Genomic DNA, 15,933 nt, shown 5'->3' on the forward strand with positions numbered 1-15,933 from the left:
ATAGAATAAAATTATTAATTTAGAAATCAACATTTTATTTTAAGGACTATCTTGATTTATAGTTTACATAAAATCAACAATGATGATTATAGAATAATATGTTTTACAAAAACCAAGTACGATGTGTGGCATTTATTTAACAAATATTCCATTTGAAGAAGCGGAAGTAAGAGAAAAACTTGATTCTATCTCATTTAGAGGTCCAGATTTCACTGGAATAGAAAAAATAAATAATATTACGTTTGGACACTTGCGTCTCTCTATATTAGACTTAGACCCTCGCTCTAACCAACCTATGGGTTATGAAAATTTCACCATAGTTTTCAATGGTGAAATCTACAATTATAAAACCATAAAGAAAGAACTTCAAGATTTAGGATACATTTTTAAGACTGAAAGTGATACAGAAGTACTTTTAATTGGCTACAAACATTGGGGAAAAAAAATTCTCGATAAAATAAATGGCATGTTTGCGTTTTCAATTTATGATGCCGAAACGAATAAACTGTTCTCTGCTAGAGATAGGCTTGGTGTAAAACCATTTTATTATTATTGGGAGGATGGTAAATTTGAAATATGTAGTCAAATTAAACCAATGCTTTCTGGTAAAAAAGTAAGCGATGATGCCATTTCAATGTATTTGGACTGCATGTTTATTCCAAGTCCATATACAATTGTTGAAACCGTATTTAAACTTCCGCCTGGTAACTCAATGGAAATTGATTTAAATAACAATAATCTAACTATTGAGGAATATTGGAACTTAAAACCGGTTAAAATAATAGATATTTCATATGAAGATGCAAAACGAGAACTTCATAAGTTATTATTAGATGCTGTTAAGATAAGATTACAATCAGATGTGCCAATTGGATCATTTTTATCTGGTGGTATTGATTCAGCTTTAATATCTAGTATTGCAGCAAAAGTATCTGATAAGCAAATAAACACTTTCTCAATAGGGTTTGATGATCCTGATTATGACGAAAGTAAAATAGCAGAACAATACGCTGAGATTATAAACACAAATCATAAAACTACAATTTGTAATCCTAGTGATATTTTAAAACTTATACCAAAGCTAACAGATGTCTATGACGAGCCTTTTGCAGACAGTTCTGCCCTACCCTCGTTATTATTAAATGATGTTACCAAACAATATGTAACTGTTGCGCTTTCTGGAGATGGTGGTGATGAAAGTTTCATAGGTTATGAGCATTTTGACTCTTTAGTGCAGAATAAGAGAATAATGGACATTCCATATGTCTTCAGAAAATTTATAGCTAAATCAGGAATCTTAAAGCTTTTTGGTATGGATTCTCATAGAATTATAAATGCATTAACTACAAAAGGAAGAAACGATTTTATTGAAAATATTTTTTCTAGAAAAGGATTTCTTTTAAAGGAAAAGAAACAAGATTACATGAAGCATTACCAAGGTTACAAAACTTGGTCTAACATTTTCTTACAAAAAGCTGCAGATTTAAACATAAAATTATGGCTAGAAAATGATAGTAATGTAAAAGTAGATAGAGCGAGTATGGCGTTTTCTGTTGAAGTAAGAAGTCCGTTCTTAGATTACAGAATTATAGAATACGCAAGATCGCTACCAATGCATTTTAAATATGAAAAAGGGCGACAGAAAAAAATATTACGGGATATCTTAAAAGAATATATTCCAGAAGATGTTTTTAATCAACCCAAAAGAGGATTTGCAGTCCCAATTGGTGATTGGATGCGTACCGAACTTAAAGAGGAATTTATGCAAGCTCTTAATGATGACTTCTTAAATAGAGTACCCAATCTAAATGTGCCTAAATTTAAACGTCTTTTATCAGAACACATGGAACTTAAAGAAGATCATACACCACATGTTTGGAAACTTTACGTTTTAAGTAAATGGTATGATGAATTTGGTTTGAGATAAATTAATACTATGAAAAGACTATTCAAAAATTAAACATCTATAAACCGAAGATTTATATTTAACTTATCTAATAAGCAAAATTTAAAAAGCATCAACGTTTAACCGTTGATGCTTTTTTGAATTACATATATAATGCTAAAATTAATTTACAATAAGTTTTTTTGTGATATTATTATTTTCATCAATTAACTTAACAAAGTATATTCCAGATTGAAGAGCACTAATATCTACTTGTGCTGTTGTGGTTAAGTTTGAATCGTCATTAGTGATTCTAATTTGTTTAACTCGCTTTCCTGTAACATCAAAAATATGAACATCTGAAACTATTAGCGAACCTGATAATTTGATATTTACAAAGCCATTTGCTGGATTTGGATAAATATCTAAAGCCACCTCTAGTGTTTCTTCATTTGGATTATCTATTGTATCAGTTGTACAATTTAAGTCCACTTCTACTCTTACTGTAGCTTCATCAAAATCTAAAGCATTAAATACTGTAACAGTATAATCTGTTGTTTCTATCGGTGACACCGAAATAGATGATGTGGTTTCACCTGTATTCCAAACATACTCATCTCCACCAGTTGCTGTCAAAGTAACCAAGTCATCTACACAGATTAACACATCTTCACCAGCATCAGCAACTACTTTAGGTATTACATTAACAATTATCTGTTGTTCATCCAAACATTGCCCAATATATCCTTTTACAACGTAGGTTGTTGTTACAGAAGGACTCACAGCTATATTAGGTTGTGACGCTCCATTATTCCATTCATAAGTATTAGCACCAGAAGCAGATAATGTTATAAAGTCTCCACTTAAAATTTCAACACTTTCACCATTAGCTATTACAACATTAGGACTCGGATCCACATAAACCATAACCTCATCTGAGGCTTCCTGAATTCCTTCTGAAACCGTAACTGAATAGGATGTTGTAGATAAAGGGTTTACTACAATACTTTGAGTTGTTTCTCCTGTACTCCACAAATAACTATCGCCTTCAGTTGCTGTTAAAATAACTTCGTAACTCTCATTATCACAAACGCGTGAATCTGTACCTGCTGAGGCTTGAAATAACGGAATAACAGTAACAATTATTTCCGATGGCTCACTTGTACACGTATTTGATATCCCAACAACGCTATATATGGTTGTTTGAGTAGGATTTACTGTTATAGAACTTGAGGTATCACCTGTGTTCCATAAATATGCTACAGCACCATTTACTATTAATTCAGTACTCTCCCCTTCTATTATTGTAATGTTTTCACTTGTACTAATTAGAGGTAATTCATTAACCGTTACTGTTACATTATCTGAATCTGAATTTCCTAAATCGTCAGTTACTGTAACTGTATAAGTTGTAGTTTCAATTGGACTAACTATAATTGATGTATTAGTCTCGCCTGTATTCCAAGAATAATTAATTCCGCCTGAAGCGTTCAAAGCAATACTCTCTCCTAAACAAATAGCAACATCATTTCCTGCATTTGCATTCACTTCTGGTACAACCGTTACTGTTACTTCTGCTGAAGTTTCACAATTACTTGATGAAAAACCTGTAACACTATAAGTTGAAGTAATCGTTGGATTCACTACTATTGAGTTTGAAGTGTCTCCTGTATTCCACAAATAAGATTCGGCACCATTTACTGTTAAATTGATACTCTCTCCTTCAAAAATAGTAACATCTTCAGTTAATATTAAAGTTGGTAATTCATTAACCGTTACTGTTACACTATCGGAATCTGAATTTCCTAAATCGTCAGTTACTGTAACTGTATAAGTTGTAGTTTCAATTGGACTAACTATCATTGATGTATTAGTCTCGCCTGTATTCCAAGAATAATTAATTCCGCCTGAAGCCGTTAAACTAACACTCTCTCCTAAACAAATAGCAACATCATTTCCTGCATTTGCATTCACTTCTGGCACAACCGTTATTGTTACTTCTGCTGAAGCTTCACAATTACTTGCTGAAAAACCTGTAACATTATATGTTGTGGTTACCGTTGGATTTACTACTATTGAATTTGAAGTATCTCCTGTATTCCATAAGTAAGATTCGGCACCTGAAACCTCTAATGTTGCCGAATTCCCATTCATAATAACTAAATCTTGAGTTAAAGTAATTTCTGGTGTTGGTTGAACAAATACACTTACCTCATCAATATCTGAACAAGCGTTACTAAAAACCTCAACACTGTACGTGATATCTAAAACTGGATTTACTGTTATCGATGCTGTGGTAGCTCCTGTACTCCATAAATATGAATCACCACCTTCAGCGGTTAAAACAACAGACTCTCCTTCACAAATAACTTCATCGTTTCCTGCATTGGCAGTTGGCATAGAATTTACTGTTATAACTACATCATCTGTAGCAGAATTTCCAAAACCATCAGTAACTGTAACACTATAAGTTGTAGTTTCTAGCGGACTAACAACTGGTGACGCACCAGTACCTCCTGTATTCCAAGTATAAGTTAGACCACCAGAAGCATTTAGCATAATACTCTCCCCTAAACAAATTGAAGTATCCTCTCCTGCATTTGCTGTCAATTCATCAACAACAGTTACTGTAACTTCATCTGTATTTTGACAACCTCCTACAGAAGTACCTGTTACAGTATATGTAGTCGTTACAACTGGATTTACTGTAATTTGACTTGTTGTATCACCTGTATTCCAAGCATAAGTATTGCCACCATTTGCTGTAAGTGTAATAGCGTTTCCAATCATTACAAAAACATCGTCGTTAACTGTAATATTTGGCATTTCATTTACATTAACAGTTACCTCTACTGAATCTGTATAACCATAATCATCTTCAGCCGTAACTGTATAAGTTGTTGTTACAGTTGGACTCACCTCTATAGTCGCTGTAGTTTCTCCTGTATTCCATAAGTATGACGTTCCGCCTGTTGCTGTTAATGTTACAGTTTCACCACTACAAATAGTTTCGTCTTCATTAACATCAGCGATAATTTCGGGTATTACAGTCACTGTAATTGTTTCTGTATTACTCACACATCCACCAACAACTGTTGAATTCACACTGTATGTTGTGGTAACTAATGGACTTACTATAATAGATGCAGATGTTTCGCCTGTGCTCCAATCGTAAGTCGTACTTCCACTTGCTGTAAGTGTTGTTGATTCTCCTGTTACAATAACTATATCTTCTGAAACCGCTAATGTTGGTGCTGTATTTACAGTAATAGTAACTTCTGAAGTATCCGTATAACCATAATCATCTTCTACTGTAACTGTATAAGTTGTTGTTACATTTGGGCTCACCTCTATAGTCGCTGTAGTTTCTCCTGTATTCCATAAATAAGATGTTCCTCCGGTTGCTGTTAATGTTACAGTGTCTCCACTACAAATAGTTTTGTCTTCATTAACATCAGCTATAATTTCTGGTATTACAGTTACTGTAATTGTTTCTGTATTACTCACACATCCACCAACAGCTGTAGAACTAACACTGTATGTTGTGGTAACTAATGGACTTACTATAATAGATGCAGATGTTTCGCCTGTGCTCCAATCGTAAGTCGTACTTCCACTTGCTGTAAGTGTTGTTGATTCTCCTGTTACAATAACTATATCTTCTGAAACACTTATTACTGGTGCTGTATTTACTGTTATAATAACTTCATCTGTTGAAGAACAATTATTTTCACTGACTTCTACGCTATAAATGGTATCTGATGTTGGGCTTACTTCAATTGAAGCTGTTGTTTCACCTGTACTCCATAAATATGAAGTTCCACCACTAGCTGTTAATGTAATTGATTCTCCTTCACATATTATTTGATCTTCACCTAAATCTACTGACGGCAAAGCATTTACAGTAACTGTTACACTTACATCTTCAGATTGACTATAATCGTCAGATACTATAACTGAATAAGAGGTTAATGTTAATGGAGACACTTCTATACTACTTGTAGTTTCACCTGTACTCCAAAGATAACTTGTACCACCTGTTGCTGTTAACGTGGTAGATTCTCCTTCACAAATTTGTTGGTCTGCACCTGCGCTCGCTAGGAGCGCATCAGGAAAAACTGTTATCTGGGAGGTATCTGTGAATGATCCATCACTTGTTGTAAATGTTATTACAACAACGCCTACAGAAATTGGTGTAACAAGACCATTTTCATCTACAGTAGCAATATCTTCATCACTAGAACTCCATGTTCCGTTTTGATTATTAGCATTTGCAGGTGAAATTGTTTTTGTTAATTGAAGCGTTTCTGATATTAAAATTTCTGAGGGATTTGGAGTTACAACTACGCTCTCTACACTAACTGGTGGTAATGATGATTGATCTACTCCATTTAAATATTCTTCTAACCATGTGTAACCACTTGGGGCAAAATCATTATGATCTTCTCCACTTGGTACGTTAGCTAGAAAGTATGCTTCTGGAATATGTGGATTAGAAACATAAAAATCTGATGGTCTAAGATTTTCTGGAATTACTGGATATGGTACGTCACTAGCAGATGGATACGTAAAGTTAGCATCTACACTTACAAATTCATCGTTCTTAATAACTAATATATCAGACTCATCCTTACTGTCTAAGTAATTATTAATAGTACCATCTGCATTTAGCGTTTTATTAGTTCCTACATCTGTTAATAAATCGTCGTAGGTTTCTTGTGCTGTTTTAATAGTATAACTCTTACCTATTAAAGGAAATTGAGTTGTAGTAAAGAAATTATCTGCAGCAAGATCATTTTCCGGAAACGACGCATGAGAACCAGCAAAATAAGTCCACATATCTCTATCATCCGTTTGTGGTGTTTCTCTCTGGCCTGTGATAATATTACCTGCGGTATATATTAAGGGGTTATCTTCTGGTTGTGCCTGTATTTTCTGTAGTTGATTAACGATAACTGCATCACCCACAAACCAACCTGGTCTTCTTAAACCATCGTCTGCCGTTTTATAATAATTATTCAAAATATTATAAGTTCCCTCTTGTGTAATTCTAATTAATCTATTTTTCCAATTATAAACGATGTTGTTTATAATATCATATTGTCCATTCCCTTGTGGATTTGGAAACCTATGATCTATATTCATAAACACATTATCTACTAATGTAAAATTACCCAAATCATCTAATACTGTAGCTTCGTTTCTAGTATCTGTACCTAAAATCATTCCCTTTTGACTATCCTGAAAAAAACAGTTTTGAATCGTTGTATTAGCACTCGTTCCATCACTAGAAGATAAATCAAAAGTTTCGTCACCACCATGACTTAAAGAACAATGATCTACAATAACGTTGGTACAACCTCTCAACCAAAGTGCTGAAGAATTAAATCCTGATGAAGCTGACCTTCTAAATCTAATATATCTAATAATTACATTATCTAGATTATGTATAAAGAATTGAGACGTTTTAATTGTAATTCCTCCTAATGGAGCCGTTTGTCCTGCAATGGTTAAATTATCATAATTAGAGCCATCTAAAAGGTATTCCCATTGTGGTTCTGTAGACGCATCAATCTCACCACTGACATCAAAAACAATTGTTCTTGGACCTGTAGTTAATAACGCTTGTTTTAATCCACCTTCAGCTTCCCAATCTAACGTGGTTACATGTATGACTTCTCCGCCTCGACCACCAGATGCATAACCACCAGCACCTTTAGCTGAAGGAAAAGCTGGTTGCTGAGCATTAAGGTTACAAAATGAAAGACAAACAAATATTAACGTGACGAGATATACTAGGGGATATTTTGAAAATTTCATAGGGGCTATTGAAATATTTTATAAGTAGAGGAGCAATTTATTAAATTATTAGAGGTTTTATTGTTTAAAGACTAATTTAATCGACAAAATACACTAAATAGCGTAATTATTCGATAAAAAGAATAAAATTGTAAGTAAAATTCTATAGTTGTAAATTGATTTTTTAACATTACAATTATATACGCTTTAACTTATCTTCTCGGACGTTACAAAACCTAACATTTAACACTTTAACGGATTTTTTTACAAAAAAAACCAAAATTATTGAAATAGCATATCATATATCGATAAATATTAACGGTTTATCTAATAATCGATAACTGAGCCTAAATCTATAGGACTTGGTCTAATATTAATCTGTGTTTAAAAAAAAAATTACATCTTTGCTTTTTAAGTGTTGCGACAATAATTAAAAGCATAACGTAGTTTAAAAAGGTCTACAACAAGGGTTAATGCAATTATTTTCACTTAATTATAATAATTCAATTTTCAATAATACAACACCCTTGATTAGGAGATAATGCTAATAAACCACATAAAAAAACTTATAGAAAAAGCAAACAGTGCGCTCAAGAATCCTGTTATAAAAAGCATGATTATTGTCGCTGTTATCACTTTTCTTGTAAAAGGATTAGCGTTCTATAAAGAGACCATTATTGCAGGGACTTTTGGCCTAAATGAAGTCATAGATGCCTTTATAATTGCATCTTTAATTCCTACACTTATAAATAGTGTTTTTATTAGCTCACTTAATAACCTATTTATACCTAATTATATTACTGAATTAAAAAACCATGGAAATAAGTCTAGTTTTCAAAGTGTTGTTTTTTTAATGGTCATTGGTATTTCTGTAATCTCTATGATTATTTCTTACTTTTCTATAGATATCTTTTTAGATTTTATTTATAAAAATAATCCAGATGCAAATTATCAACTCGTAAAAGATCAATTCTATGTGCTTTTACCTTGTGTCTTTATTTGGGGAATTGGATCTGTACTTTCAGGATTATTAGAAATTGACAATCGGTTTTTAATATCTACTGTTGTTGGATTCTTACCTATAGTAACCATGATCCTTTTTCTTTTCTACTTAACTGATACTTTAGGATCTATGGTTTTAGCCTATGGTGCTCTAGCGGGTTCAATTGTTAGCTTTTTATTTATATTAATCTTTGTACTTAAATACAATATATTTTCTTTGGGAAAACCAATTTTGAATGCTAATTCCCGATTAATGATACAACAACTACCACCAAAAATATCATCTGGCTTTCTTTCTGAAATGAATATTATAGTAGATAAATTTTTCGCTGGTCAACTTGTAGTTGGCTCTTTAGCCGCCTTAGACTATGCCAATAGATTGCCTGCCTTTGGAGTTGCTATAGTTATTATGTCTTTAGGAAATGTATTATTACCTCATTTTTCGAGACTAGTTAATGAAGATCTTAAATCTGCATATCAATATTTGTTTAAAATTTTAAAATTAGTATTTATTGGTGTTCTAGTTGCTGTACTTATTGGTGTTTTTCTCTCTGATTGGATTGTAGAATTATGGTTAGAAAGAGATCAGTTTACACATGAAGACACTATAAAGGTTTCGGCTATTCAACAAATTTTATTTCTAAATGTTCCTTTCTATCTTTGTACATTAATAACCGTAAAGTTTTTAACTAGTATTAATAAGAATAGTTTTATGGCTTGGATTTCTTTAGCCAATTTAGCCATAAACATCATTTTAAATACGATATTGATTAAATATTATGGTGTTTATGGATTAGCGCTAAGTACCTCTTTAGTCTTTATTATAAGTAGTTGCTTTTATTTCGGGTACACGTATAAACAATATAAAAAACTTGACTAATGAAAATTGATTTTCTTGTAAATTCACTTATTTCTGGAGGAGCAGAACGTGTTTTAGTTTCATTAGCAAATTATTTTAATGAGAAAGGACATGATGTTTCAATTATAACATTTAATGAGCCCGATGTATGGCAACCAAACGAAGGCATTAAACGTATTAAGCTGCATCATGGAAGTATCAAAAATCACATGATACGAAGCTTCAAAAACTTAACTCAATATTATTATCATAAAAAAAATAGACCAGATGTTCTTATCAGTTTTATGATTCAGACCAACTTGATAGGTATATTAGTAAGTAAATTTTATGGTATTAAACTTATTGCTTCAGAACACAATAATCATTTAGAAGAAACTGATTTTATTGGTAGATTCACTCGTAAGTATGGTTATAAATTTAGTAATGCATTAACTGTACTTACCAATTTTGACAAAGAGTTTTATAAAAAGAGAAATATCAATGTTTCTGTAATGCCAAATCCGTGTTCATTTGACGTTTATCAAGAAGAACACCGAAATAGAACGAAAACAATTTTAGCCGTAGGTGCTCTAGACAGATATCATCATAAAGGTTTTGATAGCTTAATAGAAATGATTGGACCGGTTTTAGCAAATAATCCAGATTGGAAATTGAAACTTGTTGGTGGTGGCGATGAAGGCACAAAATTCTTAAAAACCCTAGTTCAAAAAGAAAATTTAACGGACAAAGTAATCTTTGAAGGGTTTTCTTCTAAAGTCTCAGATCTTATGAAAGATGCTGAGATCTACATTATGACGTCACGTTTTGAAGGTTTACCATTAGTATTATTAGAAGCTATGTCACAAGGCATGGCTTGTATTTCTTACAATTGTATTTCTGGACCTGCTGAAATAATTACACATAACGTAAATGGTATTTTAGTCGAAGATCAAAATTCAAAACAGATGTGCGAAAAATTAGATGTATTAATTAAAAACCCTGAAAAACGAAAAAAATTAGCTAAAAATGGTATCAATTCTTTAGATAAATATAAAATGGAAACTATTTACGCTAAGTATTTAGATATTTTTGAAACACTTTAAAGAATGAAAAATAAAGCATTCATACATCTTTGTTTTCTAGTTCCCTTTGTAATTACGCTATTAAATTTACAAGTATTAGTTACGTATTTATTATCTACTACGCTTGCTCAGATTATAGCATATGTGAATCTGGGACTTATTTTATTAGGAACTGTACTTATGTTAAAACATAAAGATGAGCTTTCTAAAACCTCCAGGTTGTGGATAATATTTTTTCTTATGTATTTTGTCTTCGCTATTATGGCAGGAGCTATTCATAACAATCCTTCTAGCATTTTATTGAGCACAATTCCCTTTTTCTATGTTTTAGGGTTTTACTATTACTTAAGTGTATCTGATCATAGAGTTTTATTTGAAAAAGTAGCACTTATGGCATTTGCTATATCGTGTTTTATTTGTATTTATTGGAAAAGTATCAACTTTGATTTAGATAAATTAGCGGGTGTAAATATATTTATTATTGACAGAGCTTCTGGAGTTTATGGAGATGCTAATCAAATGGCATTAGTCTCTATTATTTCCTTTGTTTTCCTCTATAAAAATTTTAAGCCTGAAAATAAATTTCTGAAAATTATTAGATTAATTCTTTTAGCTGTAGTGGCCTATTGTCTATTTATTACCTTCTCTAACACAGGCTTTATGGTCTTTGTTATTTCTTTAGTTATGCTTAATTATAAGTTTTTCAGTGGTATTAGAATCATATTTGGTATTATATTATTACCCGTTTTTTATGTTGTTCTATTAAACCTAAACCATATTACAGCAAACCTAAATTTGGTTGGACAACAACGGGATAAAATAAATAATATTGTTAACATGTTATCATTTAATTTTGATAAAGTAGACGACTCTGGAAGAAGCCAATTAGTCAATGAACTATTGTACTATATATTTAAAAATCCTTTATTTGGTAACGGATTAGATTTTGCAAACTCTCATCATGCGCATAATACGGTTTTAGGTGTTTGGGCAGATGCTGGAATATTTGTTCTCTTATTCTTTTTATTTATGTTAGGAAAATATTTCCTCAGAGCCATATCTAGTCCTCCACATGTTCGGTATTTTGTACTTCCTGTTTTAATTGCACTATGCATATTTATGTTAAGCTTACAGAGTATAATTAATCAGCCCTACTTAATGGCCTTGTTTGTTTACCTAGGCTACCTTTTAGATTTTAACCCAAAGAAAAAATCAGACGAAGTCAAAGAACTTGAAGAGGAAGTCTCTACTTAATCTAAAAGTAGTACTATCTCAAACCTTGTATTACACTTAATTCTTTTAATATCAGCTTTAACAATAAGCAGCGCGCCTAAATTAATCATGCCGATAAAAGTATTAAAGTACCAATTCAAAGATTAATTTTGATGTTTCAATTATTATATAACATATTTACTCTCCGAAAGTATGTAATGTCATATAAAACGGCTAAAACTTAAGTATATATGCTTTTTAATTCGCTAGAGTTTTTTGTATTCCTGCCCATAGTTTTTATACTCTATTGGTTTGTTTTAGGCAAAAAACTAAAGTTACAAAACCTACTGATAGTCATTGCTAGTTATGTGTTTTATGGCTGGTGGGACTGGAGATTCCTCTCTCTAATTATTTTTAGTTCGTTTGTAGATTACGGCATTGGTGTTTTACTTAGTAAAGAAACGAAACAACATAAACGTAAAATCTTATTATGGACTAGTATCTGTATTAACATTGGTTTTCTAGGTTTCTTTAAATACTATAATTTCTTTATTGAAAGCTTTGTAGATTCGTTTTCATTTTTTGGATCAGAATTAAGTATCAATACACTAAATATTGTGCTTCCTGTTGGTATAAGTTTTTACACATTTCAAACCTTAAGCTATACCATAGATGTTTATAACAAACGCTTAGAGCCTACTAACGATATAGTCGCCTTTTTTGCTTTTGTAAGCTTCTTTCCTCAATTAGTTGCAGGTCCTATTGAAAGAGCAACCAATTTATTACCTCAATTTTATAAAAAACGAGAATTTCATTATGCTAATGCAGTAGATGGCATGCGTCAGGTAATTTGGGGTTTGTTTAAAAAAGTTGTTATTGCAGATAACTGTGCAAAGTATGCCAACATTATATTTAATAACTCAGACGACTATTCTGGTAGCACACTGCTTTTAGGAGCTTTCTTATTTGCCTTTCAGATTTATGGTGATTTCTCTGGTTACTCAGATATTGCTATTGGTATTTCTAGATTCTTTGGGTTTAACTTAAAACAAAATTTTGCTTTCCCTTACTTCTCTCGTGATATTGCAGAATTTTGGAGACGTTGGCATATGTCTTTATCAACGTGGTTTAGAGACTATATTTATATTCCTTTAGGTGGAAGTCGTGGAAGTTTAAATAAAAAAATCCGAAACGTTTTTATCATATTTCTTGTCAGTGGGTTTTGGCATGGAGCCAATTGGACTTTTATAATTTGGGGAGGCTTAAATGCGCTTTATTTTTTACCATTATTACTAACTAACAAAAACAGAGTAAATACAGATGTAGTTGCACAAAACAAAATGCTTCCAAGTTTTAGAGAAACCCTACAAATGCTAGCGACCTTTTTTATAACCTTAGTCGCTTGGGTATTTTTCAGAGCAGATTCCGTTAGTCATGCCTTTAGTTATTTAAGAGACATGCTAAACTTCTCATTGTTTTCAAAACCCGCACTTATACCTTATACGGTTTTATTTTTAGTTGCCGTTTTTATAACCATAGAATGGCTTGGAAGACACGGACAATATGCGTTGGAACGAATAGATAAAATAAATAAACCTTTAAGATGGTCTTTTTATTTAGTGTTAATTATGCTCATGTTCCTATTTGCAGGAGAAGAACAAGCATTTATTTATTTTCAGTTTTAAATTAAAATATGAAAAAATTCTTAAAACAGTTTGCCTTAGGTCTATTAGCTTTTATTATAGTAAATGCTATAATCGCTGGTATCTATGAATATCCTACGTATAAATCTGTACAGAATAAAACAAATAGAAATTATCTTAAATGGGAAGCTATTCATAAAAACAAAAATTCTTTAGACCTTATAATTATTGGTACTAGTAGATGTTATGCTGCTTTTAATCCAAAAATTATAGATTCTGTATTACATACAAACTCTTATAATATGGCTACCTCTGCACAAGATATTGCAGAGACGTATTATTCTTTACAAGAAATTTTTGATTACCAATCCCCTAAATATGTCGTTATAGATATGTTTTTTGAAGCTTCAGATACGTCTTACGATTACTTTCAAACATTTTCTAATTCATCATTCTTTAATTCTACTGAAAGAAAATTGAATTTAGTATATGATGGTTACGGAACTACTGGGATTTTAAACTATAGCATTCCTGTTTTTAAGTTCAATAATTATATAAAGCAAGATTTGGCTAGTCTATTTTCTAACAACAAATTAGTTAGAAATGAAGATACTTGGATCAAAGGTTATTTGTACGATACGCAAATAGTAAGTGATGATGATATTTCTAATTTTCAACCTATTGAAAATTTTGAAACCTCTACGTTTAGCAAAGACCGATTTAATAACTATTTCAACAAAATAAAAGACCTCGTAAAGTCTCATAATGCAGAATTAATATGTGTTAGAACAGCGTATCCACCAACAAGGATTGAATTAACAGAAACTGATGATGAAGCAACCTATTTTACATCTTATTTAACAGAAGAAAAAGTGCCGTTTTTTGATCTTAACAGCTTTAAAAGTGATCAATACATTTACAAAGATCAAGATTTTGCAGATTACCACCATGCTAACTATAAAGGTGCTAAAAAAGCAAGTTTACAGCTTACAGATATCTTTAAACAAATTAACAAGAAACAACCACTAAAGCAATAGTATGCTATTTAATTCCTTAGAATTTTTTATATTTCTTCCAATAGTTTTCGGGCTCTATTGGCTTATTGGTGGTAAAAACATTAAGACTCAAAACCTGCTAATAGCAATTGCAAGTTATGTGTTTTATGGTTGGTGGGATTGGAGATTTCTTGCGTTAATACTATTTAGCTCTTTAGTAGATTATTCAATAGGTATTGCATTAGGAAAAAACGAAAAACCAAAAAACAGAAAGATTTTATTATGGATAAGCATTTGTGTAAATCTTGGTTTTTTAGGTTTCTTTAAATATTACAACTTCTTTGTAAATAGTTTAATAGACTCATTTTCATTTTTTGGCTCACAATTAAGCATCAATACCTTAAATATTGTACTTCCAGTAGGTATTAGTTTCTACACGTTTCAAACCTTAAGTTATACTATTGATGTTTATAATAAAAAGCTAGAACCGACTAAAGATTTTGTAGGTTTTATGGCATTTGTAAGCTTTTTTCCTCAATTAGTAGCTGGCCCAATAGAAAGAGCAACCAATTTATTACCACAATTTTCTATTGAACGAAAGTTCGATTATAGAAATGCCGTTGATGGTTTACGACAAGTACTTTGGGGATTATTCAAAAAAATTGTTATTGCAGATAATTGTGCTAAATATGCCAACATTATATTTAATAATCACACGGAATATAATGGGAGCACTCTCCTACTCGGTGCGTTCTTCTTTGCTTTTCAGATTTATGGAGATTTTTCTGGGTACTCGGATATTGCTATTGGTATCTCAAGATTATTTGGTTTTAATTTAAAAAGAAACTTTGCATTCCCCTATTTCTCTAGAGATATAGCAGAATTTTGGAGACGTTGGCACATTTCGCTTTCTACATGGTTTAGAGATTACCTTTATATTCCTTTAGGAGGAAGCAGAGGTGGTCTTAAAATGAAAATTAGAAACACCTTTATTATTTTTATCGTCAGCGGATTTTGGCATGGAGCCAATTGGACCTTTGTAATTTGGGGAGCGTTAAACGCACTCTACTTTTTACCTTTATTATTAGCCAAAAAGAATAGAGTAAACACTGATTTAGTAGCAGAAGGAAAATATTTTCCAAGTCTAAAAGAATTTGGACAAATAGCATTTACATTCTTTATTACATTAATTGCTTGGGTGTTTTTTAGAGCAGATTCTGTAGCTCACGCGTTGTCTTATCTACAACACATGTTTACACCATCTATGTTCTCTAAGATTGAAGTATTACCGATTACCATATTATCGTTAGTGCTGTTTTTTATTATTACAGAATGGCTGGGACGAAGTGGCGAATATGCCATTGAAAAAGTAGACTTTATGAAAAAACCAGTACGTTGGGCTTTTTATATATTACTCATTGTATTGATGTTTAGTTTTACAGGTGAAGAACAACAATTTATATATTTTCAGTTTTAA

Annotated in this window: 8 protein-coding genes; 7 read left to right on the forward strand and 1 reads right to left on the reverse strand. The window is 31.6% G+C overall.

What is annotated here, in order from left to right; all coding sequences use genetic code 11:
- Window positions 1-121 precede the first annotated feature (121 nt).
- Window positions 122-1,927, forward strand: a complete 1,806-nt coding sequence (asnB, locus tag HM981_RS10860) for an asparagine synthase (glutamine-hydrolyzing) (protein WP_179338824.1) — start codon at window positions 122-124, stop codon at window positions 1,925-1,927.
- A 141-nt stretch (window positions 1,928-2,068) separates the two neighbouring features.
- Here the strand turns inward: asnB and HM981_RS10865 are convergent, their stop codons facing one another.
- A complete protein-coding gene (locus HM981_RS10865) occupies window positions 2,069-7,705 on the reverse strand; it encodes a T9SS type A sorting domain-containing protein (protein WP_179338825.1) in 5,637 nt (1,878 codons plus the stop codon).
- Window positions 7,706-8,297: 592 nt separating this feature from the next.
- Between HM981_RS10865 and murJ the strand changes: the two genes are divergently transcribed.
- From murJ to HM981_RS10895, 6 genes are all read left to right on the forward strand, one after another.
- The gene (murJ, locus tag HM981_RS10870; protein WP_246286221.1) at window positions 8,298-9,566 is read left to right on the forward strand and encodes a murein biosynthesis integral membrane protein MurJ; all 1,269 of its coding nucleotides are present in this window, start codon (window positions 8,298-8,300) and stop codon (window positions 9,564-9,566) included.
- Window positions 9,566-10,627 carry a glycosyltransferase family 4 protein gene (locus HM981_RS10875; protein ID WP_179338827.1) on the forward strand — a complete coding sequence of 354 codons (1,062 nt, stop codon included), beginning with the start codon at window positions 9,566-9,568 and terminating at the stop codon, window positions 10,625-10,627. Before murJ ends, HM981_RS10875 begins: the two co-directional genes overlap by 1 nt.
- Before the next feature lie 3 nt (window positions 10,628-10,630).
- The gene (locus tag HM981_RS10880) at window positions 10,631-11,860 is read left to right on the forward strand and encodes an O-antigen ligase family protein (protein ID WP_179338828.1); all 1,230 of its coding nucleotides are present in this window, start codon (window positions 10,631-10,633) and stop codon (window positions 11,858-11,860) included.
- 209 nt (window positions 11,861-12,069) lie between these two features.
- Window positions 12,070-13,503 carry an MBOAT family O-acyltransferase gene (locus tag HM981_RS10885; protein ID WP_179338829.1) on the forward strand — a complete coding sequence of 478 codons (1,434 nt, stop codon included), beginning with the start codon at window positions 12,070-12,072 and terminating at the stop codon, window positions 13,501-13,503.
- 8 nt (window positions 13,504-13,511) lie between these two features.
- Complete coding sequence (locus HM981_RS10890) at window positions 13,512-14,498, forward strand: hypothetical protein (protein ID WP_179338830.1); 987 nt, start codon at window positions 13,512-13,514, stop codon at window positions 14,496-14,498.
- A 1-nt stretch (window position 14,499) separates the two neighbouring features.
- Window positions 14,500-15,933 carry an MBOAT family O-acyltransferase gene (locus tag HM981_RS10895; protein ID WP_179338831.1) on the forward strand — a complete coding sequence of 478 codons (1,434 nt, stop codon included), beginning with the start codon at window positions 14,500-14,502 and terminating at the stop codon, window positions 15,931-15,933.

The sequence above is a fragment of the Winogradskyella ludwigii genome, from assembly GCF_013403985.1.
GTDB lineage: Bacteria > Bacteroidota > Bacteroidia > Flavobacteriales > Flavobacteriaceae > Winogradskyella > Winogradskyella ludwigii.

Excerpts from the sequence above, each read along its gene's own strand:
- HM981_RS10885 (WP_179338829.1), top strand. The coding sequence starts at position 12,070 with ATGCTTTTTAATTCGCTAGAGTTTTTTGTATTCCTGCCCATAGTTTTT.
- HM981_RS10865 (WP_179338825.1), bottom strand. The coding sequence starts at position 7,705 with ATGAAATTTTCAAAATATCCCCTAGTATATCTCGTCACGTTAATATTT.
- HM981_RS10890 (WP_179338830.1), top strand. The coding sequence starts at position 13,512 with ATGAAAAAATTCTTAAAACAGTTTGCCTTAGGTCTATTAGCTTTTATT.
- murJ (WP_246286221.1), top strand. The coding sequence starts at position 8,298 with ATGATTATTGTCGCTGTTATCACTTTTCTTGTAAAAGGATTAGCGTTC.
- HM981_RS10875 (WP_179338827.1), top strand. The coding sequence starts at position 9,566 with ATGAAAATTGATTTTCTTGTAAATTCACTTATTTCTGGAGGAGCAGAA.
- HM981_RS10880 (WP_179338828.1), top strand. The coding sequence starts at position 10,631 with ATGAAAAATAAAGCATTCATACATCTTTGTTTTCTAGTTCCCTTTGTA.
- HM981_RS10895 (WP_179338831.1), top strand. The coding sequence starts at position 14,500 with ATGCTATTTAATTCCTTAGAATTTTTTATATTTCTTCCAATAGTTTTC.
- asnB (WP_179338824.1), top strand. The coding sequence starts at position 122 with ATGTGTGGCATTTATTTAACAAATATTCCATTTGAAGAAGCGGAAGTA.